Source organism: Acinetobacter zhairuonensis, from assembly GCF_022601715.1.
Taxonomy (GTDB): Bacteria; Pseudomonadota; Gammaproteobacteria; order Pseudomonadales; family Moraxellaceae; genus Acinetobacter.
On the sequence record NZ_JAKVIM010000004.1, the window covers coordinates 1 to 22,348 of the forward strand.

The following is a 22,348-nucleotide window of genomic DNA, read 5'->3' on the forward strand; positions in this document are numbered from 1 at the left end:
TGGCGAGACCCAGGATCGAACTGGGGACACACGGATTTTCAATCCGTTGCTCTACCTACTGAGCTATCACGCCGATGCCGTGTATTAAGCCGTATCTGAGTTGAATAGTCAATCCTAATTCTCATTATTTTAATCGTTTGAATATTTTTTACCCAAAAAAAATCCCTGATGGGATCAGGGATTGAAAACACAAATTTGGTTTTAAAATATATGGTGGCGAGACCCAGGATCGAACTGGGGACACACGGATTTTCAATCCGTTGCTCTACCTACTGAGCTATCACGCCGATGGGGCGTATTAAAGCGTTTTAAGATACATCAGTCAAGCAGATTTTTATTATTCTTGTATCGAATGATTGCTTTTTCATCAAAACTTCACTTCTGCTCTAAAAAGATTACCTACCCTTGATCCTCTTTAATAAAAAAAGCAGCATAACTGCTGCTTTCCTTATTAAATACTCATGCCCACGAGGCAACTAGCACAAGTTAGCTCTTCCACTTAACTCGGCAACTTATTTAAATGCGCCAAACAACGGTGAATTGCACCACAACCGGGTTCAAATATTTTCACCCCTTTAGCCTCTTCCATACGACAAACTTCTTCGACCAACCGTTCAGCGACACCACGACCCCGATTGGCTGGATGAACCACTACATATTCTAGGGTTTTACTTTCACCCTGCCCTGTACACCAAATTGCACCTATCACTTTGGTATTAAATTCTGCGGTGTAAACTAGGGTATACTGAGCTAAGTTTTGTTCAAGTTGTTCGATGGCATCTTGCCCGTCACCAAATTCTGGGCTGGTGTCATACAGTCGCTCAAGCTGGCTGCGAATCTCTTCATTTTCTAGTGAAGTATAAGCATGTACGGTGATAGGCATTGATAAACCCTCCTGAGCAATCTAATATGCGGTGATTTCGTCACGGCGAAAAACAGTTTACATCAATCATTTTTGACGTTTTTGAGGAACGTGTCTATGACAGAACGTATCAGTGAAGTGGTAAGAAATACCAACGAAACCAAAATTCGAGTTCGTTTAAATCTCGATGGTACAGGTCAAGGCACTTTAAACACTGGAGTTCCTTTTTTAGACCATATGATTGATCAAATCAAGCGGCATGGACTATTTGATATCGATATCCATTGTGACGGCGACTTGGAAATTGATGATCACCATACCGTAGAAGACTGTGGTATTACCCTTGGTCAGGCTTTTGCCCAAGCATTAGGTGATAAAAAAGGCTTACGTCGTTATGGGCATTTTTATGCACCACTGGATGAATCATTAAGCCGTGCTGTGGTTGATCTTTCTGGTCGTCCGGGTTTATTTATGGATATTCCCTTCACGCGTGCCATGATTGGTCGTTTTGATGTGGATTTATTCTCAGAATTCTTCCAGGGTTTCGTCAATCATGCCCTCATGACGGTGCACATTGACAATCTTAAAGGTAAAAACAGCCACCACCAAATTGAAAGTGTGTTCAAAGCTTTTGCTCGCGCACTGCGTATGGCATGTGAAGTTGACCCTCGCGCAGCCAATACCATTGCTTCAACCAAAGGAAGTTTGTAATGACGCGTATTGCACTTCTTGACTATGGCATGGGCAATTTGCACTCGGCTGCAAAAGCATTAGAGCATGTCGGTGCTACGGTGGATGTCACCAACGATCCAAAACTGATTGCCCAAGCGGATAAAATTGTCTTCCCTGGCGTGGGTGCCATGCGTGACTGCATGCAAGGTATGCATGAAGCAGGCATTGATGAAGTGGTGCGTAAAGCGGCTTTTAACAAACCCGTTTTAGCCATTTGCGTTGGTATGCAAGCCCTGATGCAGCATTCTGAAGAAAATGGTGGTGCAGACGCACTGGGTATTTTTGAAGGTGAAGTCAAACACTTCCCAACCATGCAAGGCTTAAAAGTACCGCACATGGGCTGGAATCAGGTTCATCAGGCTGATCCAAGCCATCCAATGTGGAACAACATTGAACAAGATGCGCGTTTCTACTTTGTGCATAGCTTCTATGTCGAACCGAAAGACAGCAGCATTGTCGCCGCGACTTGTGATTATGGCATCCAGTTCTGTACTGCACTACATAAAGAGAATCTGTTTGCTACGCAGTTCCACCCAGAAAAGAGTCATACTGCGGGTCTGCAATTGCTGAAAAACTTTGTGGAATGGGATATTTAAACCTACTTCATTTTGTTTCTACACTTAAAGCCTAGTTGACCTAGGCTTTATTTTTGCCAGATGATACGGTTTAGAACATTGCCGAATATATGGCCTTACTTTATGACCACCCAAATTCCCTCTCCTCTTCCTACAAAAGAACAAATTCAACAATTACCCCTTTTTCAAAATTTAGCGTCTGAACAAATTCAACTTATTACCAACTTGACCCAATGTGATGCCTTACAAGAGGAGTTGTTTGCAGCGCCTTTATTTGGTTTTGATTCCGAGTCAAAACCAACATTTCGTAAAGGTGAAGTTGCCACGGGTCCCCATGTGATTCAATTGGCAACTGCGGACAAGGCCTATATTTTCCAGATCAGTCCTGCCATTCTGGATTTTCTGACCCCAATTTTTGAAAGCCCAACACAACTTAAAGTCGGTTTTGGGCTGAAAAATGATGCGCATCTGTTTCGTAAAAAAGGCATTCATTTCAATCAAGTGCTCGATCTTTCCAAAGCCTTTCACGCATTTGGCATTACGACCCCAGTCGGGGTGAAAAATGCCATGGCATTGCTGTTTCAGGTCAATTTCCCGAAAAGTAAAAGTATCAGCACCTCGAACTGGAGCAGATTCCCCTTAAGTTCCGCACAAATCCAATATGCTGCGGCAGATGCCTACGCCCCTGTGCTGATTTATCAAGAATTGCTGCGTTTAGGCATCACTTTGCCCGCTGCACAGCATAGAACGAAATAAAAGCAACATCTTAGGCTTAGATATTTGCCAATACTTTGCTAAGATTGCTGCAAATTACTTCAATAAGATCGGGTAAGGAGCGAAAGCATGCTGATCATCCCTGCAATTGACCTGAAAGATGGCAAATGTGTGCGTTTAAAACAAGGCCGTATGGAAGACGATACCGTATTTTCTGATGACCCTGTAGCAACTGCACAGCATTGGGTGAATGAAGGCGCTCGCCGCTTACATTTGGTCGATCTAAATGGTGCTTTCGCAGGTACACCAATTCATAAGCCTGTGGTTGAAGCGATTGCCAAAGCGCAGCCTGATTTGCCAATTCAAATTGGTGGCGGTATCCGTTCACTCGAAACGATTGAGCACTATCTTGATGCAGGCGTGTCTTTTGTGATTATTGGCACCAAAGCCGTGAAAGAGCCTGAGTTTGTCGAAGAAGCATGTAAGAAATTCGCAGGTCGTATCATTGTCGGGATTGATGCCATGAATGGCATGGTCGCGACCGATGGCTGGGCGAATGTCACTGACGTTAAAGCAACCGATTTGGCTAAACGTTTTGCCGATGCAGGCGTATCCAGTATTGTGTACACCGATATTGCACGTGACGGCATGATGCAAGGTGTGAATGTGGAACAAACTGTCCACTTGGCACAATACTCAGGCTTGCCTGTGATTGCTTCTGGTGGCGTGACCAACTTGGATGACGTGCGTAACCTAAAAGGTCAACCGGGTATTCTAGGTGCGATTACCGGTCGTGCAATTTATGAAGGTTCATTGAACTTGCGTGAAGCACAACTGTTATTGGATGAGCAAGCGCTCTAATCCTAAGCACTAAAAAAGAGGTCACTTGACCTCTTTTTTTGTCGCTGAATATCATATTCAACCAATCATTTCGGTTTAGTAAATCGCATTCCGAATAAATTTCAGTGGCATGGCTGCCTGATTGATGTAGCGATATTCGATGGTACTTGCGTACACAATCGATTCCCCTGCGCGCAGCACTTTCATTTCACCCGCCAAATCTAGGGTCAATTCGCCTTCAATCACATACAGCATCTCGCGCCAACCTTCTGGGTCAGGTTCAGCACAATACTGTTCATTCGGTGCGAGCGTCCACGTCCAGAGTTCCACTTTTTTACTGGCCGATGCCGAAGCCAACAGTTTTGCCTCACTTTGCTCTTGCGTGCCCTGCCAAGCCAAGGCATTTACTACCGCTTGTCCTTGCTGTTCAGGAGCTGCGATGATCTGGGCAAAATCGACTTCCAGTACATCGGCAATCAAACTGAGTTTCGCTAGACTGATATTGTCCTGTCCTGTCTCGACGCCTGCCACCATACGACGACTTAAACCAGCCAAATCCGCCAATTGCTGCTGGCTCAAGCCTCTTAAATTGCGATAGTGGCGCACATTTTGACTGACATATTGTAAAACTTCAGGCTGCTTCATACAGGTGTTTCAAGAAAACATTGCGCAGTATATTGCACAAAAAATAAAAGCATGGCAAGCTATGTGCAATATATTGCACAACCCCCATCATCATTATGTTCACCGCACGTTTTGGTTCTAAAGCACCAGTCATTGCCCTAATCCTAATTACCTTTATTTGGGGCGGTACCTTTTTGACGGTTAAATATGCGTTAAATTTCAGTTCACCGATGTTTTTTGTCGGGCTGCGCTTTGCCTGTGCCGCGACCCTGATTGGCTTGCTGTCTTGGAAACAGTTGAAACACATCACCCGTCAGGATGTGTGGGCTGGGTTTATTATTGGCTGTATGCTGACGATTGGTTATGGCACACAAACGGTTGGTTTAAAGAGCATCAGCAGTAGTGAATCCGCATTTTTAACCGCGCTGTATGTGCCACTGGTGCCGGTATTGTTGTGGTTGATCTTCCGCAAAACCCCACATTTCATGATCTGGATTGGCGCGTGCTGTGCATTTCTCGGTTTAGTGTTACTCACAGGTAACGGTTTGCAAGCCATTTCGCTCAATTTCGGTCAGGTGGTGACTTTATTGGGGGCGATTGGCATCGCACTGGAAATCATTCTGATTGGCTATTTTGCCCCGAAAGTCAATTTGGCCCGTGTCACCGTGATTCAACTGACAGTCGGTTCAATCCTGTCTTTTGCCGCTATGCCGCTGGTGGGAGAGCATCAAATTCCAGCATTTTCATGGCCATTAGTTAGCATCGCTTTTGCCTTGGGGCTTGCCAGCGCCATGATTCAATACGTGATGAACTGGGCACAGCGTTCGGTCAATCCGTCTCAGGCTGCCATTATTTATGCAGGTGAACCTGTCTGGGCGGCATTGTTTGGTCGTCTGGCTGGTGAGCGTTTAGCACCACTGGCTCTACTGGGGGGCGTACTGGTGGTGTTTGGCATTCTGATCAGTGAATGGAAGCCAAAATTATTAAAATCAAAGAAAGAAGCTAAACAAGTTTAAGTTACAACACGAAGTCGCCTTGATCTCTGGCGACTTCGTCATGAGGGTGAATAATTAGAAAGACACCATTTTACCCGGATTCACCATCGCCCCCAAACTATACGCACTTTTCGCCATCGGAATCACCACAGGCGCTAAGGCACGACCAAAAAAAATATCCTGATGCTGAATATGCGTCAGCATCTGAAAATCATCCGCCTGACCACAGAAGTCATCGGCAATCGCTTTACCAATCCGCACCGTCTGCGCCACACCATGCCCACTCCAGCCTTGTACCGCATAGATTGGGTATTTATCGCCAAACTTACGGCTATCGGCTGCGCCATTCATAGTGAGATCGGTCGTCCCACTCCAAACAAAATCCAGTGCTACATTTTTAAGTTGCGGGAACACGTGCTGAATCCGCCCCAATAAATATTGATGTGTCTTTTCTGGGGTCCAGCAAGAGCCTGTACCTTCCCCTCCAAATAACAAGCGGTTCTGAGATACACCACGGTAATAGTCAATTTGGAACTGGGTATCGTACACAGGCGTATCCGACGGCAATAACTCTTTTAAGTCTACTTCCAGCGGTGCTGTGGTGCAGACATAGGTATAAAACGGAATGGTGGTTTGGTTATGCTGTTCTAACAGCTTGAATGATGCATGATGCACTGCCATGACGACACTCTTACGTGCCTTAATCACGCCAGCTTGGGTCGTGACATAGATGCCATCTTCACGTTCCTGTACCGAAAGTACTTCGGTTTGCTCGTAGATCTTGCCACCATTCTGGCAAAATCCATAGGCCAAACCGCGATTCAATGCCAAAGGATGAATCTGTCCACCTAAGCTGTCCAGCAAACCGCCAAAATAATTATCCGAATTGACATGCTGCAACAGCTCATGTTTCCCCACCACATGGGTATGATCTTCACCTAAATATTTACGTGCATCGGCAGCTTGGGTGAGTGCCACCAAATGCCCTTCGTGCACCGCTGCGGTAATATGCCCCTGCTTACGCTGTAAATCGAGCTCGTAACGCGCTGCAATCTCATCAATTAAAGTCATGGCTTCAGTCGAAGTAAAGTGCCACAAACGCTTAGCTTCGGCATAGCCAAAATGGTGAAGCATTTCTTCGGCTTCCCAACGCGCCAAACCTGGGGTAAGTTGACCACCATTGCGTCCTGATGCCGCACCACCAATTCGATTTTTCTCGACCAGAACCGTCTCCACCCCTTGTTCCGCTAAATGCAGTGCTGTTGAGGTTCCAAGTAAACCACCACCAATCACCAGCACATCGCAGACAATATCGGCATTCAGTGCATCAAAACGATGCCAGTCTTGCAATGAACTTTCATAATAGTTGGCAGGATGCTCAAACTGCCCACGTGTATCAGGAATCCAGTTCCACTCTTTGCCACTTTGTGGCTGATGGCTGGCTTTGAATTCCACATCTTCTAGAAATTTTGGCTTATTGATTTGCATATTTTCTCTCACTTCTCTTAGATCTACACGTCAACATTAATAGGCATTGCCAATCACAATATTTTGCTTTTTCAGTTTCTTATAAATAAAGATCACGATGCCGACTGCCAGCCATGCCAGACCAAACATCAAGGCTGATTTTTCGAGGTTGAACCAGAGGCATAAAATAGCCACTACAGAAATGAGCGGTAAGAACAGGTTTTTAAATTTATTGTTCCAGCCCTGACGTTGCTTCTCGTGTACATAAAATTTCATAAAGACCGAGAAATTGACGGCGGTAAAGGCAATCAAAGCGCCAAAACTGATCATGCTGACCACGGTTGCCAAATCCAGCACGATTGCCAGCAAGCAAATCACACCGATGCCCAACACGGCATATAACGGCGTACCCAATTTACTGTGCACCTGACCCAAAGTGCCTTTATGGAAAATGCCGTCACGTCCCATAATATGTAGCAAGCGCGATGCACTGGCATGGGTGGCCATACCTGAAGCAAAGGTATTCATAATTTGCGCGCAAAGGAAAACCGCTTGGAACAATGCCCCCCCGACATACATGACAATTTCAGGTAAAGCCGCATCAGGATCTTTGAAGCGGACATTGCTCGGAAAATACAGCTGAATAAACCAAGATGCGGTAAAGAAAATCACCCCACCAATTAAAGTGGTATAGATCACTGCACGTGGAATGGTTTTCTTCGGATCTTTGGTTTCGTGCGACAAAGTGGTGACGGCATCAAAACCCAAGAAAGAAAAACAGAGGATGGAAGCACCCGCAATCAACGGCAGAATTTCAGGATTACCATTGAACAACGGCGCCATGGTCAGTACATGCTGATAACCTTGGTCATGTCCTACACCTTGAATGACCAGATAGACGAACAACAACATCAACACAATCGGAGCGAAGACAAAAATCAGGCTCAAATTCGCCAGCAAATTAATTCTGAAACAGTTAATCAGGGTGACCAAAGCAGTGAACAGCACCACCCATGCCCAGTACGGAACAGCTGGGATCACGGCTTCCAAATAAATACCTGCCAGCAAAGCATTAATCAATGGCAGTAAAATATAGTCCAACAAGGCACACCACCCGACAAAGAAGCCTGCCTGCGGACCACAGGTTTCAGCCGTGTAGCTATAGGCTGACCCAGGTTGATCACTGACCCGACTAAAACGGGCATAACTGATTGCAGTCAGCAGCATGGCAAACAGTGCCAATAAATATGCCAGTGGTACACGACCTTCCGTCACCCCCGAGACAATACCGAAGGTATCAAAGACAGTCATGGGCGTCATATACGCTACACCAATAATAATGACCTGCCATAAAGACAATGTTCTGAAAGAAACCTCGGTTTTTTTCATTTTGCCACCACTTACATATTTTATTTAACTTAATTCTTTTTTTGCAACAACTATGCCATATAATATAAAAAATCTTATTTTAAAAATGAGACAAATTAATGCCGAGATACTCAATGGAAGTGCGAAAAGCCGCAATTCAAGCCTATAAAATTACCGACTACAAAGTGGCGGTGTGCAAGCAATTTAACATTTCACGGGTCACTTTGGATGCCTGGATCAAGCTCGAAGAAGAGACGGGTGACCTTGTCCCAAAGCCCAGCGATAAACGTGGTGCACCCAGTCACATTAAAGATTGGACAGAATTTCAAGTCTTTGTAAAGAAAACAAAATTTCAGAATATTAGCGATTTAGTTCCCTTATTTGAACAGGAATTTGGCTATAGTGTTTCTTATGCCGTGTTGGTTCGTGCCATCCATGTTTTAGGTTTGCGCAGACGTCGCGGACGCTATTATGCTTAATCCACTGTTACTTATATTTTAAATAAAATCACTTTATAAATTTAAAAAAATAACTGTACATATATGTAAAGTTAATTTATTAAAAAAGTAAATTATAATTATTAAAAATGTAATTTTATTATTATAAGAAAGTACATTATAAATATTAAAAAAGTAATTTTAAATTATTAAAAATGTAAACTATTTATCAAAAAAATGTACATTTGATAAATGCACAACGTAAAGCTAGTTCGCTTAAACCGTCCAGCTTGAGGCAATCCCCTGACAAGCAATGGTGCATGTGGACTCGGAATTGGGCAAAAAAAAGAGTGGCTTTCGCCACTCTTTTTCATTTTTAAATGCCATTTTTTAGCTTTGATCGATTCAAATTGATGGCTTAGATGGGTTGGTTATCATTCAAGGTGATAATGCCACGGATAGCGCGATAGACGATCCAAATCCAAGCAATGGCAATCACACTGACACAGAAGATGGTGCTGCCCAAGGCAACGCCTGCAAACAGGTCTGGATTATCTCCCGTGAAAAACAAGAAAAAGAATGGCACAAAAGCCATCACATTCCAGAAAAAATACCACCAAAAACTACGGATTTGCCATAAAAAGTGGCTCTCGAATATAGAGCCACGGACATCGTTTAATTTGACGTAGTTAATAATCAAGGCAATCAGTGCCAACACACCACCCGTAAAAATTGCAATGATATAAAGGACATATAAAATAAGCGTTAAACTACGATTTGGATCTTGGTCAATGGGATTATTCATTCTTTTTCCCCTTCGTATTGAAATGCTCTCCTCTAGATTAACAAGCTATTTAAAGGAGAGATCAGCCATAAAATAAGTAATAGATTTAAAGCTATAGTACAGAAATACACGTTCTTAAAAGGTTGTTTTTGTGTTTTGTGCCGTAATTTTTGCTGCGCCAGCCATGCCGCAGGCCAACCGCCCAAAAATGCCAGAATATGCAGCGTTTGTTCAGGTACACGGCGACCTCCCAATTGTGCCGCTTCTTTATCTTGGGCATAAAACCAGTAGCTGGCGGCATTCATAAGACTGATAAACAGGAGAACCAGCCCGCTGAGCAAGCCCAACATCACCAAAATCGCCAGCACAATAAAATAAGCGATACATGCCAGCTGCATCACCGAATGCTTTTGCGGTGCAGCGGGTTTGGATTTTGGCTTAGTTCGTTTTGCTGTTTGTGAGGCTTTGAGATAGGTTACCTGCTGGGCACGAAAACGTCCTTGCCCATCTAGCAAGACCCCATATTCCAAGGCACAGCCGACAATCGGGCGCGGACCAGGGCGCGCAAAGTCCTTAATATGTAAGAACACACGCTCTTTATTGGCATCATCAGGTTGAATAAAGCCATAACCTTTATCATCAAACCATTCCACCAAGCGTCCCTGATCTCGCATGTGATCTTCCTTGTTAGCCGTTTACAAATTTTAAGCGTTCAATCAGCATATTACGCATTTCTAAAGGATTTTTCTGCAAAATATCATCGCCTGTACGTCCTTCAGCTGCATTTTTCTGTGCCACTTGTAAACGCATCATCCAGAACCGTCCTGCCGCCATGGCTAAATACAATTCCAGACAGGCTTTTTCATCTTCCGTCAGCGGACGAATCGTTTGGTAAGCAGTCAAAAATGCCAACGCTTTTTCTTCATCTAAATGTACATCAGGATATTCGGTACAGAAGTCATTCAGAGTAATCGCCACATCAAACAGCAATTCATCTTTATTTAATTCATAAAAGTCGAGAATGCCTTTCAGTTCTTCACCTTCAAATAAGGTATTGTCACGGAACAGGTCTGAATGGATAAAACCTTTTGGTCGGTCTGGATAAACTGCGGTCATGGCATCATACAAACCCAACAATCCATTTAGTAATGCGGTATCCGCAGCATTGAGTGTCGGTTTAATTTCACGTGATACCTGACGCCAGTATTGGTGATTACGGTACTGCGCACGTTCCAAAGGAAAATCCTGTAAAGCCACATGCATTTTGGCTTGTGCCACGGCAATGGCTTCCACCTGTGCCAAAGTGGCTGGCATGGGATGTTTGCCCATTAAACGTGGTGCAATCTGTGCAGGTTTTTGTTTAATAGAATGAATTGCTTGCCCCGAATGATTTAAGGGTACAGGGACAGGCAAGCCTTGTTGCCCCAAGTGTTCCAGCACAGGCACAATTTCTCCCGCACCATGTTCATCCATTTCTTCGAACACGGTTAATACGTACTGGCTCTGGTTCGCACAGACCAGAAAATAGTTTGTATTTTGAATACCTCCTTGAATGGGAATCAGGTCAATCACCTCTAATCCATAAGGGGCTGCGAAGTCCTGAACTTCCTTTAAAGTCAAAGTGGTATAAACCGACATAGAAAACCTGCGAAAAATCTTACATAAGTTTGATAGAATACCGTTTCAATCTGCCAAGGTGTAGCGCTTGTGTAGGTGAGTTTCATAATCGGCTGTAATTATTGGAAAAAATTATGCTAGCTAAACGTATTATTCCTTGCCTAGACGTCGACAACGGTCGTGTGGTGAAAGGTGTACAATTCCTTGATATTCGTGACGCAGGTGACCCTGTAGAAGTTGCGCGTCGCTATAACGAACAAGGTGCCGATGAAATTACCTTTCTTGATATTACTGCTACACATCATGGACGCGACACCACTTACCGCACGGTAGAACGCATGGCAGAAAGCGTATTCGTTCCACTGACCGTGGGTGGCGGTGTCCGTAAAGTTGAAGATATCCGTTTATTGCTCAATGCAGGTGCAGATAAAGTCAGCATTAACTCGGCGGCTGTGACTAATCCCGAATTTGTGCAAGAAGCATCGCAACGCTTTGGCGCGCAATGTATTGTGGTTGCCATTGATGCGAAAAAAACCGGTGAAAACAAATGGGAAATTTTCACCCACGGTGGTCGTAAACCAACGGGCATTGATGCAATTGAATGGGCTGTGAAAATGGCGGACTACGGTGCAGGTGAATTACTGATTACCTCCATGGATGCCGATGGCACCAAAGCAGGTTATGACCTTGGCTTAATGCGTGCCATTAATGACCGTGTGACTATTCCAACGATTGCTTCGGGTGGCGTGGGAACACTGCAACACTTGGCAGATGGTATTTTAAAAGGTGGTGCCGATGCAGTACTGGCAGCCTCTATTTTCCACTTCGGTCAACATACCATTCCTGAGGCCAAGCAATATTTAGCGGCGCAAGGCATTGAAATGCGTCTCTAAACCGAATGCATCCATCTGGCTGTTCAAAGGAGTGCTGAATGCGCTCCTTTTTTATTGCTGCCCACGCTGGCGAAAAACTAAGAAAAAAAAAGGAGTCTTGACGACTCCCTATAAATCAAGAAACTGAATCACTCTTGATTTGGCTCAAATACTTCAACAACTTAAAACGAGATACAGACATTGGTTGCGATGCAAATCAAGCAACCAATAAAGCTAATTTAGATGGGATTTCCCCTCAGTTATTGACCAAAGCCGACAAAATCATTGACCAATTACGACAGTTCCGCAGATTGTGTAGCCTCCCCTATTGGATTTGGCTTTGAGTTAGATACAGCGCTACTACCTTTTTCAACCCACTTAGCGGGGAAATAACGTTGTGACAGTAGATTCAATCGGCTTGCCATAAATAAAGGCAACTTCACGCCCAACGGATTCTGCTCTTGTAAATTTTCTGCCGAAATGACCCGAGTCCCCAGTACATAATCAAACCACGGTTTAGTCACGCACCAGTTGGCGTCCTGATTGGCATTCATATGATGATCATAATGCCATGGTATTTTTTTCATCGCCCATTCAGGCTCTAAGTGCGCGCGACGGTGAATATAAAAATAATTGCAGGCACTATAGACCGCTGCCGCTGCCATGCCTTTCGAAATTGGATAAAACAAGGCGCTGCTTATGCCTGCGGCAACCAGCAAGGACATCACTTCATTTTGGGTGCGCCAGTGCGGCAAACCTTCCACATAGCTCTCATCATGAAACTCTTGCCTCCTTACTTCACGATGATGCTCCCAGTGTGATTTCATACTTAAGGGCACAGGGCTATAACGTGGTTTTCCTACCCGATGGGTGCCATGTAATAGATATTTGTGTGCCACCCACTCAAAGCCATTGGCCACTACCAGTCCTGCTAAAAATCCTTTCCACATCGTAAATTCTCCGTTTCATGGCTTGAATATAGAAAACTGAATGTGATAAATATTGACCATCAACGAACTTAATATTGACAAATCACGACAACAAAAACAGATGATGCACACCCTGAATGATTACACAGGTTCAGTCTATGGTGGATTGGGACACCTGCTTTATTGCTACAGCCAAGCCAAAGGACTGACGGCTTCACCACAACTGGAAAAAGTGCAAAACCTAGAACGCTTTGACTATCGTATCTGGTATGCCTTGCTACATGATTTACAGCAGCAAATACCTGATCCTGCACTTGGGCTGGAAATCGCGGCTTTTGTGCAAGCTAAACATTTGGGTATTTTGGCTTATCTGGCACTGGCTTGTGACACGCTTGGTGAAGCCTTAAGCCGCTATCATGACTTCCATCGCTTAATTTATGATGGTAGCCCACTGCAAGTTGAAAGCCATAGTGACTATTTGTATATCCGCTGGGGCAAACTGCCGCAGCATCTGACCACCCAACTCACCGATGAAATTGCGATTGCCCTGATGATGCAGTTTCTCAATCAAAATATGGCAGCGAATCCCATTCAGCTACATGAAGTCCATTTTCGTCATGCTGCCCCGAAAAACAGCCGCCTGTATGAGCAATTTTTTCATTGTAAGGTGCGCTTTTCACAGCCTGCCACGCAGGTCTTGCTACCGCTTGCCGAATTAAGCAAACCCTTGCAACAAGGGGATCACACCCTACAGCAGCTTTTAATGCAACAAGCGCAAGCCTTGTTAAAGCAACTCCCGCATTCGACCCAGCTCGACCACCGCTTGCAGCAACTGATTCTGTCTGGTCTGCAAAAAAACCAGTATCAAATTGAAGTCATCGCCCAGCAACTGAATATTTCGGTACGACAGTTACAACGCTATTTGCAGGCCCAAGACAGCAGTTACCAGCAGCGTACCCAACAAGTACGTCAAATGCTGGCAGAACAATATCTCAAAGACCCTCACCTGAGCTTGCAGGAAATCGCGCTACTTTTAAGCTACTCTGAACAAAGTGCATTTCAGCGTGCTTTCAAATTATGGACAGGACAAACACCGCAGCAGTTCCGTAAACTATATCTTCAAGCAATATAAGCATTTATAAAAATAAGCACATTTTTTAATCATTTTCACATTGAGTAATCTTAAATTAATCGTTAAAGATAAGACGTAGCACTTTAGAACAAAAATTAACCACAATCAAAAACCGTGGAGATGACCATGAATAAATATCTTGCCGAGCTGCTTGGCACATTTTGGCTGGTGTTTGGTGGCTGCGGAAGTGCGATTTTTGCCGCAGCATTTCCTGAACTCGGCATTGGTTTTGCAGGTGTCGCGCTCGCCTTTGGTCTGACGGTGCTCACGGGTGCATATGCCTTTGGACATATCTCAGGCGGACATTTCAATCCCGCAGTCAGTATTGGTTTATGGGTCGGTCAGCGTTTCGATGGTAAAGATTTATTGCCCTATCTGGCAGCGCAATTGATTGGTGCGGTGCTGGCGGCTTTTGTACTGTTCTTGATTGCACAAGGACAAGTCGACTTCGCAGGCACAGGTTCATTCGCCAGTAACGGTTATGCGGAACTATCTCCTGGACAATATGGCTTGCTTTCGGCACTGATGATTGAAGTGGTTCTGACCGCATTTTTCCTGATCGTGATTATGGGGGCAACAGACAAACGCACACCTGCGGGTTTTGCCCCTATCGCCATTGGTCTGGCACTCACCTTAATTCACCTGATCAGCATTCCCGTGACCAATACTTCGGTCAACCCTGCACGAAGTACTGGGGTTGCCCTGTTTGCAGAAACCGCTGCTATGCGCCAGCTCTGGCTGTTCTGGCTGGCTCCTATTGTCGGAGCCGTGATTGGTAGTCTGATTTACAAATTCGTCGCGCAAAGCAAAAGCGGAAATTAAAAAAAGCCAGTCGATGTAATCTGTATCGACTGGCTTTTATTGGATATATCCACTTATAAAAACGGGTTTTCGACTTCCTGCGTAGCAGCAGCATCAAGCTGTTGCGGTAAATCCGTTTCTGCTTCCAAACGGGTCACTATGGCATTCAGATAGGCTTGCAACACTTTGGCTGCTGCCAAACCTGCCTGATCCTTGGCAATTTGCAAATTGCCATAAATATTGATCCGATCCAGCTGATTTTCTAAGGTCAAATCATGAATCGCATGTGACTCGGTATCATTTTCAAAAGGTTTAAACATGGCAACCTCGGAGTAAATGCTGCAAATGAAGGTGTGCTGTTTTTACTTCACCCATTGCAACATATACTGCAACAGGGCTTCAATCAACTGTTTCACAATCGCATCTTGAGTCTCTGCATCTAAACTTGGGGCTGAGCTGGCGGCTGCCTTGCTACTGCCCGAGCTAAAGCTTTGTTGCGCAGCTTTAAGCTGATCCGCAGAGATATCTTCCGCACACTGGCTTTCCGCATCCCAATGTGAATAGGCAATCTCCTGTTTGGCTTTCACTGCATTGGCAGTCAATGGCAACTGGTAAGTATTGCGCTTTTGCTCTTCAGTGAGCTGCGGGAACAGATTCACCCCAATCTGTTCTTCTAGATAGCAGACGCTGACAATTTTCACGTCTTGTGAATTGTTGTTCGGCGCGTAATACACCCCGATCGCACCTGTTTTAGGAATATATACCGCTTTATACACCGCAGTTGGAACCATGACCCCTTGCCCAATCACTTTGATCTTTTTACTGGTAAAGGTTGGTCCCGTCACCACATAGACATCGGTCTGGTGTTTGGTCACAATGGCGCGCGTGGCTTCTTCCAGTTTACGCCAAACTTCCTGATTATTTTTCGGCGCTTGCGGCACCATATTGGCCAGAGAAAAACTGTCAAACTGCGAAGTCTTATTCGGCATGTCGGCATTCGGTGCCATATGCCCTCGATCATAGCCTGAACCACGATAATCCGACAAAGTGGCACGATATTGCGTTGGAATCCGCTCTTCTTCATGGAAGCTGTCTTCACGCGGAATTTTCTGGCTTAAGCGCGCAGGGGTTAAAGCTTCCGCCACCCATAACGGAGTTCTAGACACCCCAGAATACATGACATTAAAGCCATTAAAGCACAAAGGATAGCTCTGCTTTTTGAGGCTCTCTTTATTTAAATATGGCGGCACATCGCGATAAAACTGGTCTAAACATGCCGAGTTGGATGCACTCGGTAAAGACAAAAACTGACTAATCCGCTCTTGCCCAAAGGCAATGGCAAAACTACCTGCTGCAACCACCCCCAACACCACTTTTGAACTGTGCTGATTAAAAAACCACGGAAAAGATTGCTTAGAACTACGTTTTTTACTTGCCATTACTTTATCAAACGCCTGATTTTGCAGGAGCTTAACAAAGCCCTTCTGCAGAAGTATATCTAGATGTGACTGATCGTATAACAATTCAACAAAATAATGACATGCCGATGGCACTTGTAACAAATTGTCTGATTTCATCAGGCTTTTAAATGGCTTATCGATGCGATTAGGTAGATTCGATTGTCAGCTCAATTTTGAATATGCCATGGTAGATATACAAATAACGGTAAGAATAAAAGACGGAGTAATGATGTCTTCAAATCAATTAATTGCTGCAAAAGTTTTGGCCTGTGGTCTGTTCATAGGTCTTGTCAATGTTACGGCGTTTGCAGAACCCGCTGTACAGGCAGGCGAAACTTTAGAAAGCCTGTCACAAGCCAAAATTACGACCAGTATTAATGGACAACCCGGCTCCATTCAGGAGTTGGTTCAATCTGGACAGGTGCGCTTAGTCAATCCTGAACAGATCTCCACGCAGCCAAGCCCAGCCGCTGCTGTGGAGCAATCACCAGATACCTCAACCGCAGCTTCTCCAAGTCAATCCATGCCTTCTGCCCCGCAATTCAATTCTTCCGCAGATCATCCAATTAATAACGCAGAGGCTGAAATGCCACATAGCAACATGCCAGAAGCAGAACAAAATCTGCAGGCTCAACCTATGCCTGCAGATAGCCAAAGCATGCCTGCACAATAAGTAGATTGGCACTGCTCACATTGAATATAAGCATAAAAAAACCAAGGTCTATGCCTTGGTTTTTGAATCATCTTTACAATGCGACTTGATCAGATTTCGATTTGGCTACCCAATTCCACCACACGGTTTGGCGGAATTTTATAAAAGTCGCTGACAGGACTGGTATTACGCTGCATGGAAATAAACAGCTTTTCACGCCATGGCGCCAAACCATCCCCCACAGTACTGATAATGCGTTCACGCGAAACAAAGAAACTGATCTGCATAAGGTTATATTCCAGATCAATGGCTTGATAAACAGCTTCAAGCGCTTGTGGAATATTCATCTCATCTTTAAAGCCGTAGAACAATTCCACTCGATAAAAATGCTGATTCATGCTTTCCACCTTAAAGCGTTCCTGCGCTGGAACATAAGGCACATCCTGAATCTTCACAGTCAAAATGATGTTCTTTTGATGCAGTACCTTGTTGTGTTTCATGTTGTGTAACATGGCATGTGGTACCACCGTTGGAGTACCCGTCAAGAACACCGCCTCACCTTCGACCCAATTTGCCTGATCACCAATACTCTGCACAAATAAATCCAGCGGAAGCGTATCTTGCTGCAACTTGGCAAAGGTCAGTTCACGACCATCTTTCCATGTCATTAACAACATAAATGCGATACCACCAATCAGCAATGGTACCCAACCGCCTGAAAGCACTTTCAGCGAGGTTGCACTGACCAAGACCAAATCAAGCACCAAAAATGGTGTGATAAGCAACACCAGTTTCGGCTTGCTCCATTTCCATGTATAGCGAATAAACACGGCAATCAACAAAGTATCGCAGAGCATGGTCATGGTCACTGCTAAACCATAAGCATGTGACAAGCGTGAGCTGGTCTGGAAGATCAGAATCAGCACAATAATCGCAGCGAGCAGAATCCAGTTCAGTAAAGGCACATAAATCTGACCTTGTTCCGAATCTGAAGTGTGCTTAATGCTCAGGCGTGGTAAATATCCCAATTGAATCGCCTGACGTGCCAATGAAAACACCCCTGAAATTACCGCTTGCGATGCAATCACGGCGGCCATGGTCGCCAAGAAAATCATCGGATACAGTGCCCATTCTGGAACCAATAAATAAAACGGGTTTTCAATGGCATTCGGGTCACGTAGCAATAATGCTCCTTGCCCTGCGTAGTTGAGCAACAAACACGGCAATACCACAACAAACCAAGCCAAACGAATCGGAACAGGACCAAAGTGCCCCATATCCGCATATAGTGCCTCACCGCCCGTGACCGTTAATACCACCGCACCCATAATGAAAAACGTCATCAAGGGATGGTTCATAATAAACTGAATTGCCCAATGTGGACTAAGCATGCCCAAAACCACAGGGGTTTGAATGATGCTAGAAACTCCCAATATGCCTAAAGAGAAGAACCACAATAAAGTTAGCGGACCAAAGAACTTGCCGACAAAGGCCGTACCATGTTTTTGCATCACAAACAGTGTGGTCACAATGGCAATTGCAATCGGCACAATATAAGGATCGAGCGCATCTGTCGCGATAGATAAACCTTCTACCGCCGACAGCACTGAAATGGCAGGGGTAATAATGCCATCCCCAAAGAACAGTGAGGCACCAATAAAACCAATGGCTATCAGAAACAGTTTTTTACGGTCACTAAAATTGGTATTACGCAGGTTCAAGGCAAGCAAGGCCATAATGCCGCCTTCCCCATTGTTGTCTGCACGCATGACAATCGCGACATACTTAATGGTAATGACCATTGTCATTGTCCAAAAGATAATCGACAAAATACCCAAGACATTCTCAGGGTTAATCCCCAGTCCATGTGCAGCATGGAATGATTCTTTCAGTGCATAGAGTGGACTGGTTCCAATATCCCCAAATACAACCCCTAATGCTGCCAAGGTTATCGCAGGCAATGCGGCTTTTTTTGCAGAACTTTGCATATGTTGTCTTCAAAAAGGAACAGTATTTTTCTGCAATCTTAACATTAAGGAAAATCTTTTTCTGCAAATCAATTGTTTCTGACTTGGCAGACTGTCTTTTTTTGGCTATTATCCCGCTCCAATGGTGAAGTGTCCGAGTGGCTGAAGGAGCACGCCTGGAAAGTGTGTAAACGTTTATAGCGTTTCGAGGGTTCGAATCCCTCTTTCACCGCCAAATTCTGTAATCATGTAGCCGCATGATGTCTCAAAAGGTTTAAATCCAAAGGGTTTAAGCCTTTTTTGTTGCCTTTTAAAAAAATATATCCAATCAATAAAAAATCCCCCAACAAAGGAGGATTTCATCATTAGCACGCAGAAAAATAGAGGGCTTATACCGATGCACTCATTTGCTTTTGCTGTCGCGAAGGCGGCAACAGATTCTCAAACATTTGCATCAATTCGGGATTTTCTGTTTGCCATTTCGGCTGTTTATCCTTATCAATTAGCAATGCGCGTACACCTTCTAGCATATCGCCCTGCTCAAACCAGATATCCTGCAAATCACGTTCAAGCTGCATACATTGTTCTAAAGACAAACCACGTCCCACATGCTGGAGCTTCAAGCTAATCTGCTTAGCCAACAATGAACGCTGCTGTAAAGTCGCCAAAATTTTAGCTGCCCAATCAGCATGTTCATCCTCTGCTGCATTCGCTAAACTATCTTCAATTTGCCCTAATTCGGCATGAGCAAAATGCTGACGAATTGCTTCTTCGTATTGTTTTAATTCACTTGGTACAGGTGTTTTTAAGTGGCGTGCAATGATCTGTTCAATGTATTGCTGATTTAACTGCGGTGCATTTGCCAATTCTGTTTGCAATTGGCCCAATTGCTCACTTGCCACCAAGTAATCAATTAAATCTAAATGCAGTGCATCGCTACTGCTAATCTGCTCCCCTGTCACCGCCATATACACACCGATATCATCTAGGCGGGATAAAAAGTGCGTTGCCCCGACATCTGGGAAAAAGCCAATCGCTGTTTCAGGCATCGCAAAGCGTGATTTTTCACTGCTGACCAGAATATGACAGGCTTGAGCCAAACCAAAACCACCACCCAGCACATAACCATCTAAGAACACCAGCACTGGCTTTGGATATTGGCGCAGGGTATTCAGCATATGATATTCATCGGCAAAATAGCGCTGGTCATTGCGGGTGCCATTTTGATAACTTTCATATAAGTAGCGAATATCGCCCCCAGCACAAAAGGCTTTGGCACTATTTGAATTAATTAGAACCGCCTGAACTTGAGGATCCTCTCGCCACTGTTCTAATTGCTGGGTAATGCCATGAATCATCGCGATTGACAGCGCATTTAAATGGCTGGCACGGTCGAGTGTGATTACGCCTAAATGCCCTTGTACGCTAATCGCTAAATTGTTTTCCATGCTCATAGCCCCTTGTTATTGATTGTTGAATTGCGCAGGACGCTTTTCAATAAAGGCTTGCATGCCTTCTTTCTGGTCCGCAGTGGCAAAGATGGAATGGAAGGTACGGCGTTCAAAGCGTAGCCCTTCAGTCAAACTCACTTCAAAGGCACGGTTAATACTTTCTTTGATCATCATGGTTGCGGTCAGAGAGCGCTGTGCAATTTTCTCAGCAGCTTCTAGGGTATAAGCCAGTAGTTCTTCTTTCGGTAATACGCGAGCCACCAAGCCACTTTGCTCTGCCTCGGTTGCATCCATTTGTCGTGCAGTTAAACACATTTCCATCGCCTTGGCTTTACCCAGTGCCAAGGTTAAACGCTGTGTTCCACCAATGCCTGGGATTACGCCCAGGGTCACTTCAGGCAAACCAAATTTGGCATTCTCGGCACAATAAATAAAATCGCACATTAAGGCCAATTCACACCCCCCCCCCAGTGCATAACCACTCACTGCGGCAATCAAAGGTTTACGGCGCTGTGCAATGCGATCTGCCAAATGGAAAAAGTCATCAAAATAGATGTTCGGGAAATTCAGCCCTACCATTTCTTTAATATCGGCACCCGCAGCAAAGGCTTTTTCTGAACCCGCCAACACCATACAACCAATCTCAGCATCGCGTTCAAATTGGTCTAAGGCTTGGTTAATTTCAGCAATCAGTTGGCTATTTAAGGCATTTAAAGCTTTCGGACGATTTAAGGTAATCAAGCCTACCCCATTACGCTTTTCAACCAAAATGGTGTCCCATTGTTGTTCTTCGATGAATGTTTTTTCCCACTGCATGGTTATATCCTTTCTTTGTAGACGTGCTGTACATGCAATCCACCGATCTCCCATCGATTACTACTTGCTTGTACAGCGATCAATTCTTTTCTATTTGTTTATAAACTACGGGCAATCACCAAACGCTGAATATCGCTGGTACCTTCATAAATCTGACAAATGCGGGCATCCCGATAAATCCGCTCAATCGGGAAATCTTTCAAGTAGCCATAGCCACCAAAGATTTGTAAAGCGTTGGAACATACCCGTTCCGTCATTTCCGAAGCAAACAGCTTCGCCATCGACGCTTCGGTTAAACACGGCTGCCCTGCTTCTTTTAAACGCGCTGCCTGATGTACCAACTGACGCGCTGCCGCAATTTCAGTCGCCATACTGGCTAAACGGAACGACACCGCTTGCTGCTCAAAAATCGGTTTGCCAAATGCCACGCGCTCCTTGGCATAACGGGTCGCTTCTTCCAAAGCTGCTCGAGCTAAACCCACCGCCTGTGCGGCAATGCCAATGCGTCCACCTTCTAAATTGGACAAGGCAATTTTTAAGCCTTCACCCTCTTTGCCTAACAGCAGGCTTTTGTGTACCCGCAGATCAGTCAAGGCAATTTGGCACGTGTCCGAAGCATGTAAACCGAGTTTTTCCTCGATGCGAATCACTTCATAACCTGAGGTATTGCGTGGTACCAAAAAGGCACTCATCCCCTTTTTACCCGCCGCAGGATCCGTTACCGCAAACACAATGATCACACCTGCATTATGTCCTGAGGTAATAAACTGCTTGGCACCATTAATCACATAATAGTCACCATCTTTCACCGCGCGGGTTTTAATTGCAGCAGCATCGGAACCGGTATGTGGCTCAGTTAACGCAAATGCACCGATCATTTCACCTTTGGCTAAAGGCACTAAAAATTGCTGCTTTTGCGCCTCGGTGCCATATTTCAAAATTGGTACACAACCCACTGAATTGTGCACACTCATAATGGCCGAGGTTGCACCGTCCGCAGCGGCAATTTCTTCTAGCGCAAGCACATAAGCCAAGTTGCCTGTGGCTGATCCGCCCCATTCTTCAGGCACCAACATGCCCATAAAACCCAATTGCCCCATTTGCTGTAACGCTTCTGCGGGAAAAATGCCATGTCGATCCCATTCACTGGCATAGGGTTTGATCTGTTCTTGGGCAAAGCTTTTTGCCATATCTTGAATCAAAACTTGTTCTTCAAAAAACATACCCTGTCGATCCCACTCACTGGTATTCGG

The 22,348-nt window shown here is 44.8% G+C and carries 24 protein-coding genes and 3 tRNA genes; 11 read left to right on the forward strand and 16 right to left on the reverse strand.

Annotated features, from left to right (window positions below; genetic code table 11):
* The 3 genes from MKI85_RS04310 to MKI85_RS04320 form a co-directional block, all read right to left on the reverse strand.
* Positions 1–73 (reverse strand) — tRNA-Phe (locus MKI85_RS04310).
* Positions 74–211: 138 nt separating this feature from the next.
* A tRNA-Phe gene (locus tag MKI85_RS04315) sits at positions 212–287 on the reverse strand.
* A 212-nt stretch (positions 288–499) separates the two neighbouring features.
* Positions 500–883, reverse strand: coding sequence for a GNAT family N-acetyltransferase (locus tag MKI85_RS04320; protein ID WP_241625338.1), 384 nt, complete (start codon positions 881–883; stop codon positions 500–502).
* Between the two features lie 96 nt (positions 884–979).
* Between MKI85_RS04320 and hisB the strand changes: the two genes are divergently transcribed.
* The 4 genes from hisB to hisA all read left to right on the forward strand — a co-directional run bounded on the left by hisB (position 980) and on the right by hisA (position 3,744).
* Positions 980–1,573, forward strand: coding sequence for an imidazoleglycerol-phosphate dehydratase HisB (gene hisB / locus MKI85_RS04325; protein ID WP_016168741.1), 594 nt, complete (start codon positions 980–982; stop codon positions 1,571–1,573).
* Complete coding sequence (gene hisH, locus MKI85_RS04330; RefSeq protein ID WP_241625341.1) at positions 1,573–2,190, forward strand: imidazole glycerol phosphate synthase subunit HisH; 618 nt, start codon at positions 1,573–1,575, stop codon at positions 2,188–2,190. The genes hisB and hisH overlap by 1 nt, the downstream gene beginning before the upstream one ends.
* Positions 2,191–2,292: 102 nt before the next feature.
* Positions 2,293–2,925: a 3'-5' exonuclease gene (locus MKI85_RS04335; RefSeq protein ID WP_241625343.1), complete on the forward strand. Its 633-nt coding sequence runs from the start codon at positions 2,293–2,295 to the stop codon at positions 2,923–2,925.
* An 87-nt stretch (positions 2,926–3,012) separates the two neighbouring features.
* The gene (gene hisA / locus MKI85_RS04340; RefSeq protein ID WP_241625345.1) at positions 3,013–3,744 is read left to right on the forward strand and encodes a 1-(5-phosphoribosyl)-5-[(5-phosphoribosylamino)methylideneamino]imidazole-4-carboxamide isomerase; all 732 of its coding nucleotides are present in this window, start codon (positions 3,013–3,015) and stop codon (positions 3,742–3,744) included.
* Between the two features lie 75 nt (positions 3,745–3,819).
* Here hisA and MKI85_RS04345 read toward each other — a convergent pair whose 3' ends face one another.
* Positions 3,820–4,368, reverse strand: a complete 549-nt coding sequence (locus MKI85_RS04345) for a helix-turn-helix domain-containing protein (RefSeq protein ID WP_241625347.1) — start codon at positions 4,366–4,368, stop codon at positions 3,820–3,822.
* 95 nt (positions 4,369–4,463) lie between these two features.
* On the opposite strand from MKI85_RS04345, the gene MKI85_RS04350 reads away from it, so the two are divergent.
* Entirely contained in the window at positions 4,464–5,363 is a 900-nt protein-coding gene (locus tag MKI85_RS04350) for a DMT family transporter (protein ID WP_241625349.1), read from the forward strand.
* Between the two features lie 54 nt (positions 5,364–5,417).
* Here the strand turns inward: MKI85_RS04350 and MKI85_RS04355 are convergent, their stop codons facing one another.
* Positions 5,418–6,830 carry an NAD(P)/FAD-dependent oxidoreductase gene (locus tag MKI85_RS04355; protein WP_241625351.1) on the reverse strand — a complete coding sequence of 471 codons (1,413 nt, stop codon included), beginning with the start codon at positions 6,828–6,830 and terminating at the stop codon, positions 5,418–5,420.
* Between the two features lie 36 nt (positions 6,831–6,866).
* Positions 6,867–8,198: an APC family permease gene (locus MKI85_RS04360; protein ID WP_241625353.1), complete on the reverse strand. Its 1,332-nt coding sequence runs from the start codon at positions 8,196–8,198 to the stop codon at positions 6,867–6,869.
* A gap of 98 nt (positions 8,199–8,296) precedes the next feature.
* On the opposite strand from MKI85_RS04360, the gene MKI85_RS04365 reads away from it, so the two are divergent.
* Entirely contained in the window at positions 8,297–8,656 is a 360-nt protein-coding gene (locus MKI85_RS04365) for a helix-turn-helix domain-containing protein (RefSeq protein WP_241625355.1), read from the forward strand.
* Between the two features lie 376 nt (positions 8,657–9,032).
* Here the strand turns inward: MKI85_RS04365 and MKI85_RS04370 are convergent, their stop codons facing one another.
* The 3 genes from MKI85_RS04370 to MKI85_RS04380 are packed head-to-tail and all read right to left on the reverse strand — an operon-like array spanning position 9,033 to position 11,036.
* Positions 9,033–9,419 (reverse strand): DUF4870 family protein, encoded by a 387-nt coding sequence (locus tag MKI85_RS04370; RefSeq protein ID WP_241625358.1) that lies wholly within the window; start codon positions 9,417–9,419, stop codon positions 9,033–9,035.
* A gap of 32 nt (positions 9,420–9,451) precedes the next feature.
* The gene (locus MKI85_RS04375; protein WP_241625360.1) at positions 9,452–10,072 is read right to left on the reverse strand and encodes a DUF1294 domain-containing protein; all 621 of its coding nucleotides are present in this window, start codon (positions 10,070–10,072) and stop codon (positions 9,452–9,454) included.
* A 13-nt stretch (positions 10,073–10,085) separates the two neighbouring features.
* Positions 10,086–11,036, reverse strand: a complete 951-nt coding sequence (locus tag MKI85_RS04380) for a homoserine kinase (RefSeq protein WP_241625362.1) — start codon at positions 11,034–11,036, stop codon at positions 10,086–10,088.
* A gap of 113 nt (positions 11,037–11,149) precedes the next feature.
* On the opposite strand from MKI85_RS04380, the gene hisF reads away from it, so the two are divergent.
* Positions 11,150–11,908, forward strand: a complete 759-nt coding sequence (gene hisF / locus MKI85_RS04385) for an imidazole glycerol phosphate synthase subunit HisF (RefSeq protein WP_100241251.1) — start codon at positions 11,150–11,152, stop codon at positions 11,906–11,908.
* Between the two features lie 272 nt (positions 11,909–12,180).
* Here hisF and MKI85_RS04390 read toward each other — a convergent pair whose 3' ends face one another.
* Complete coding sequence (locus MKI85_RS04390) at positions 12,181–12,837, reverse strand: sterol desaturase family protein (RefSeq protein WP_241625364.1); 657 nt, start codon at positions 12,835–12,837, stop codon at positions 12,181–12,183.
* A gap of 103 nt (positions 12,838–12,940) precedes the next feature.
* Here MKI85_RS04390 and MKI85_RS04395 point away from each other — a divergent pair, with 103 nt between their 5' ends.
* Together MKI85_RS04395 and aqpZ are read left to right on the forward strand one after the other, a co-directional pair.
* Positions 12,941–13,948, forward strand: coding sequence for an AraC family transcriptional regulator (locus MKI85_RS04395; RefSeq protein WP_241625650.1), 1,008 nt, complete (start codon positions 12,941–12,943; stop codon positions 13,946–13,948).
* Positions 13,949–14,074: 126 nt separating this feature from the next.
* Positions 14,075–14,770, forward strand: a complete 696-nt coding sequence (aqpZ, locus tag MKI85_RS04400) for an aquaporin Z (protein WP_241625366.1) — start codon at positions 14,075–14,077, stop codon at positions 14,768–14,770.
* A 53-nt stretch (positions 14,771–14,823) separates the two neighbouring features.
* On the opposite strand, the gene MKI85_RS04405 is transcribed toward aqpZ, so the two are convergent.
* Together MKI85_RS04405 and MKI85_RS04410 are read right to left on the reverse strand one after the other, a co-directional pair.
* Positions 14,824–15,069 carry a hypothetical protein gene (locus MKI85_RS04405; RefSeq protein WP_241625368.1) on the reverse strand — a complete coding sequence of 82 codons (246 nt, stop codon included), beginning with the start codon at positions 15,067–15,069 and terminating at the stop codon, positions 14,824–14,826.
* A 42-nt stretch (positions 15,070–15,111) separates the two neighbouring features.
* Positions 15,112–16,188, reverse strand: a complete 1,077-nt coding sequence (locus tag MKI85_RS04410) for a DNA/RNA non-specific endonuclease (protein WP_241625369.1) — start codon at positions 16,186–16,188, stop codon at positions 15,112–15,114.
* Positions 16,189–16,438: 250 nt separating this feature from the next.
* Here MKI85_RS04410 and MKI85_RS04415 point away from each other — a divergent pair, with 250 nt between their 5' ends.
* On the forward strand, positions 16,439–16,882 hold the full coding sequence (locus tag MKI85_RS04415) for a hypothetical protein (protein WP_241625371.1): 444 nt from the start codon (positions 16,439–16,441) through the stop codon (positions 16,880–16,882).
* A gap of 89 nt (positions 16,883–16,971) precedes the next feature.
* Here MKI85_RS04415 and MKI85_RS04420 read toward each other — a convergent pair whose 3' ends face one another.
* Positions 16,972–18,849: a potassium transporter Kup gene (locus MKI85_RS04420; RefSeq protein ID WP_241625374.1), complete on the reverse strand. Its 1,878-nt coding sequence runs from the start codon at positions 18,847–18,849 to the stop codon at positions 16,972–16,974.
* A gap of 123 nt (positions 18,850–18,972) precedes the next feature.
* Here MKI85_RS04420 and MKI85_RS04425 point away from each other — a divergent pair.
* Positions 18,973–19,063, forward strand: a tRNA-Ser gene (locus MKI85_RS04425).
* A gap of 154 nt (positions 19,064–19,217) precedes the next feature.
* Here MKI85_RS04425 and MKI85_RS04430 read toward each other — a convergent pair.
* From MKI85_RS04430 to MKI85_RS04440, 3 genes are all read right to left on the reverse strand, one after another.
* Entirely contained in the window at positions 19,218–20,282 is a 1,065-nt protein-coding gene (locus MKI85_RS04430; protein ID WP_241625375.1) for an enoyl-CoA hydratase/isomerase family protein, read from the reverse strand.
* Between the two features lie 9 nt (positions 20,283–20,291).
* Positions 20,292–21,095, reverse strand: coding sequence for an enoyl-CoA hydratase (locus MKI85_RS04435; RefSeq protein ID WP_241625378.1), 804 nt, complete (start codon positions 21,093–21,095; stop codon positions 20,292–20,294).
* A gap of 98 nt (positions 21,096–21,193) precedes the next feature.
* Positions 21,194–22,318: an acyl-CoA dehydrogenase family protein gene (locus MKI85_RS04440; RefSeq protein ID WP_241625652.1), complete on the reverse strand. Its 1,125-nt coding sequence runs from the start codon at positions 22,316–22,318 to the stop codon at positions 21,194–21,196.
* Positions 22,319–22,348: the final 30 nt, after the last annotated feature.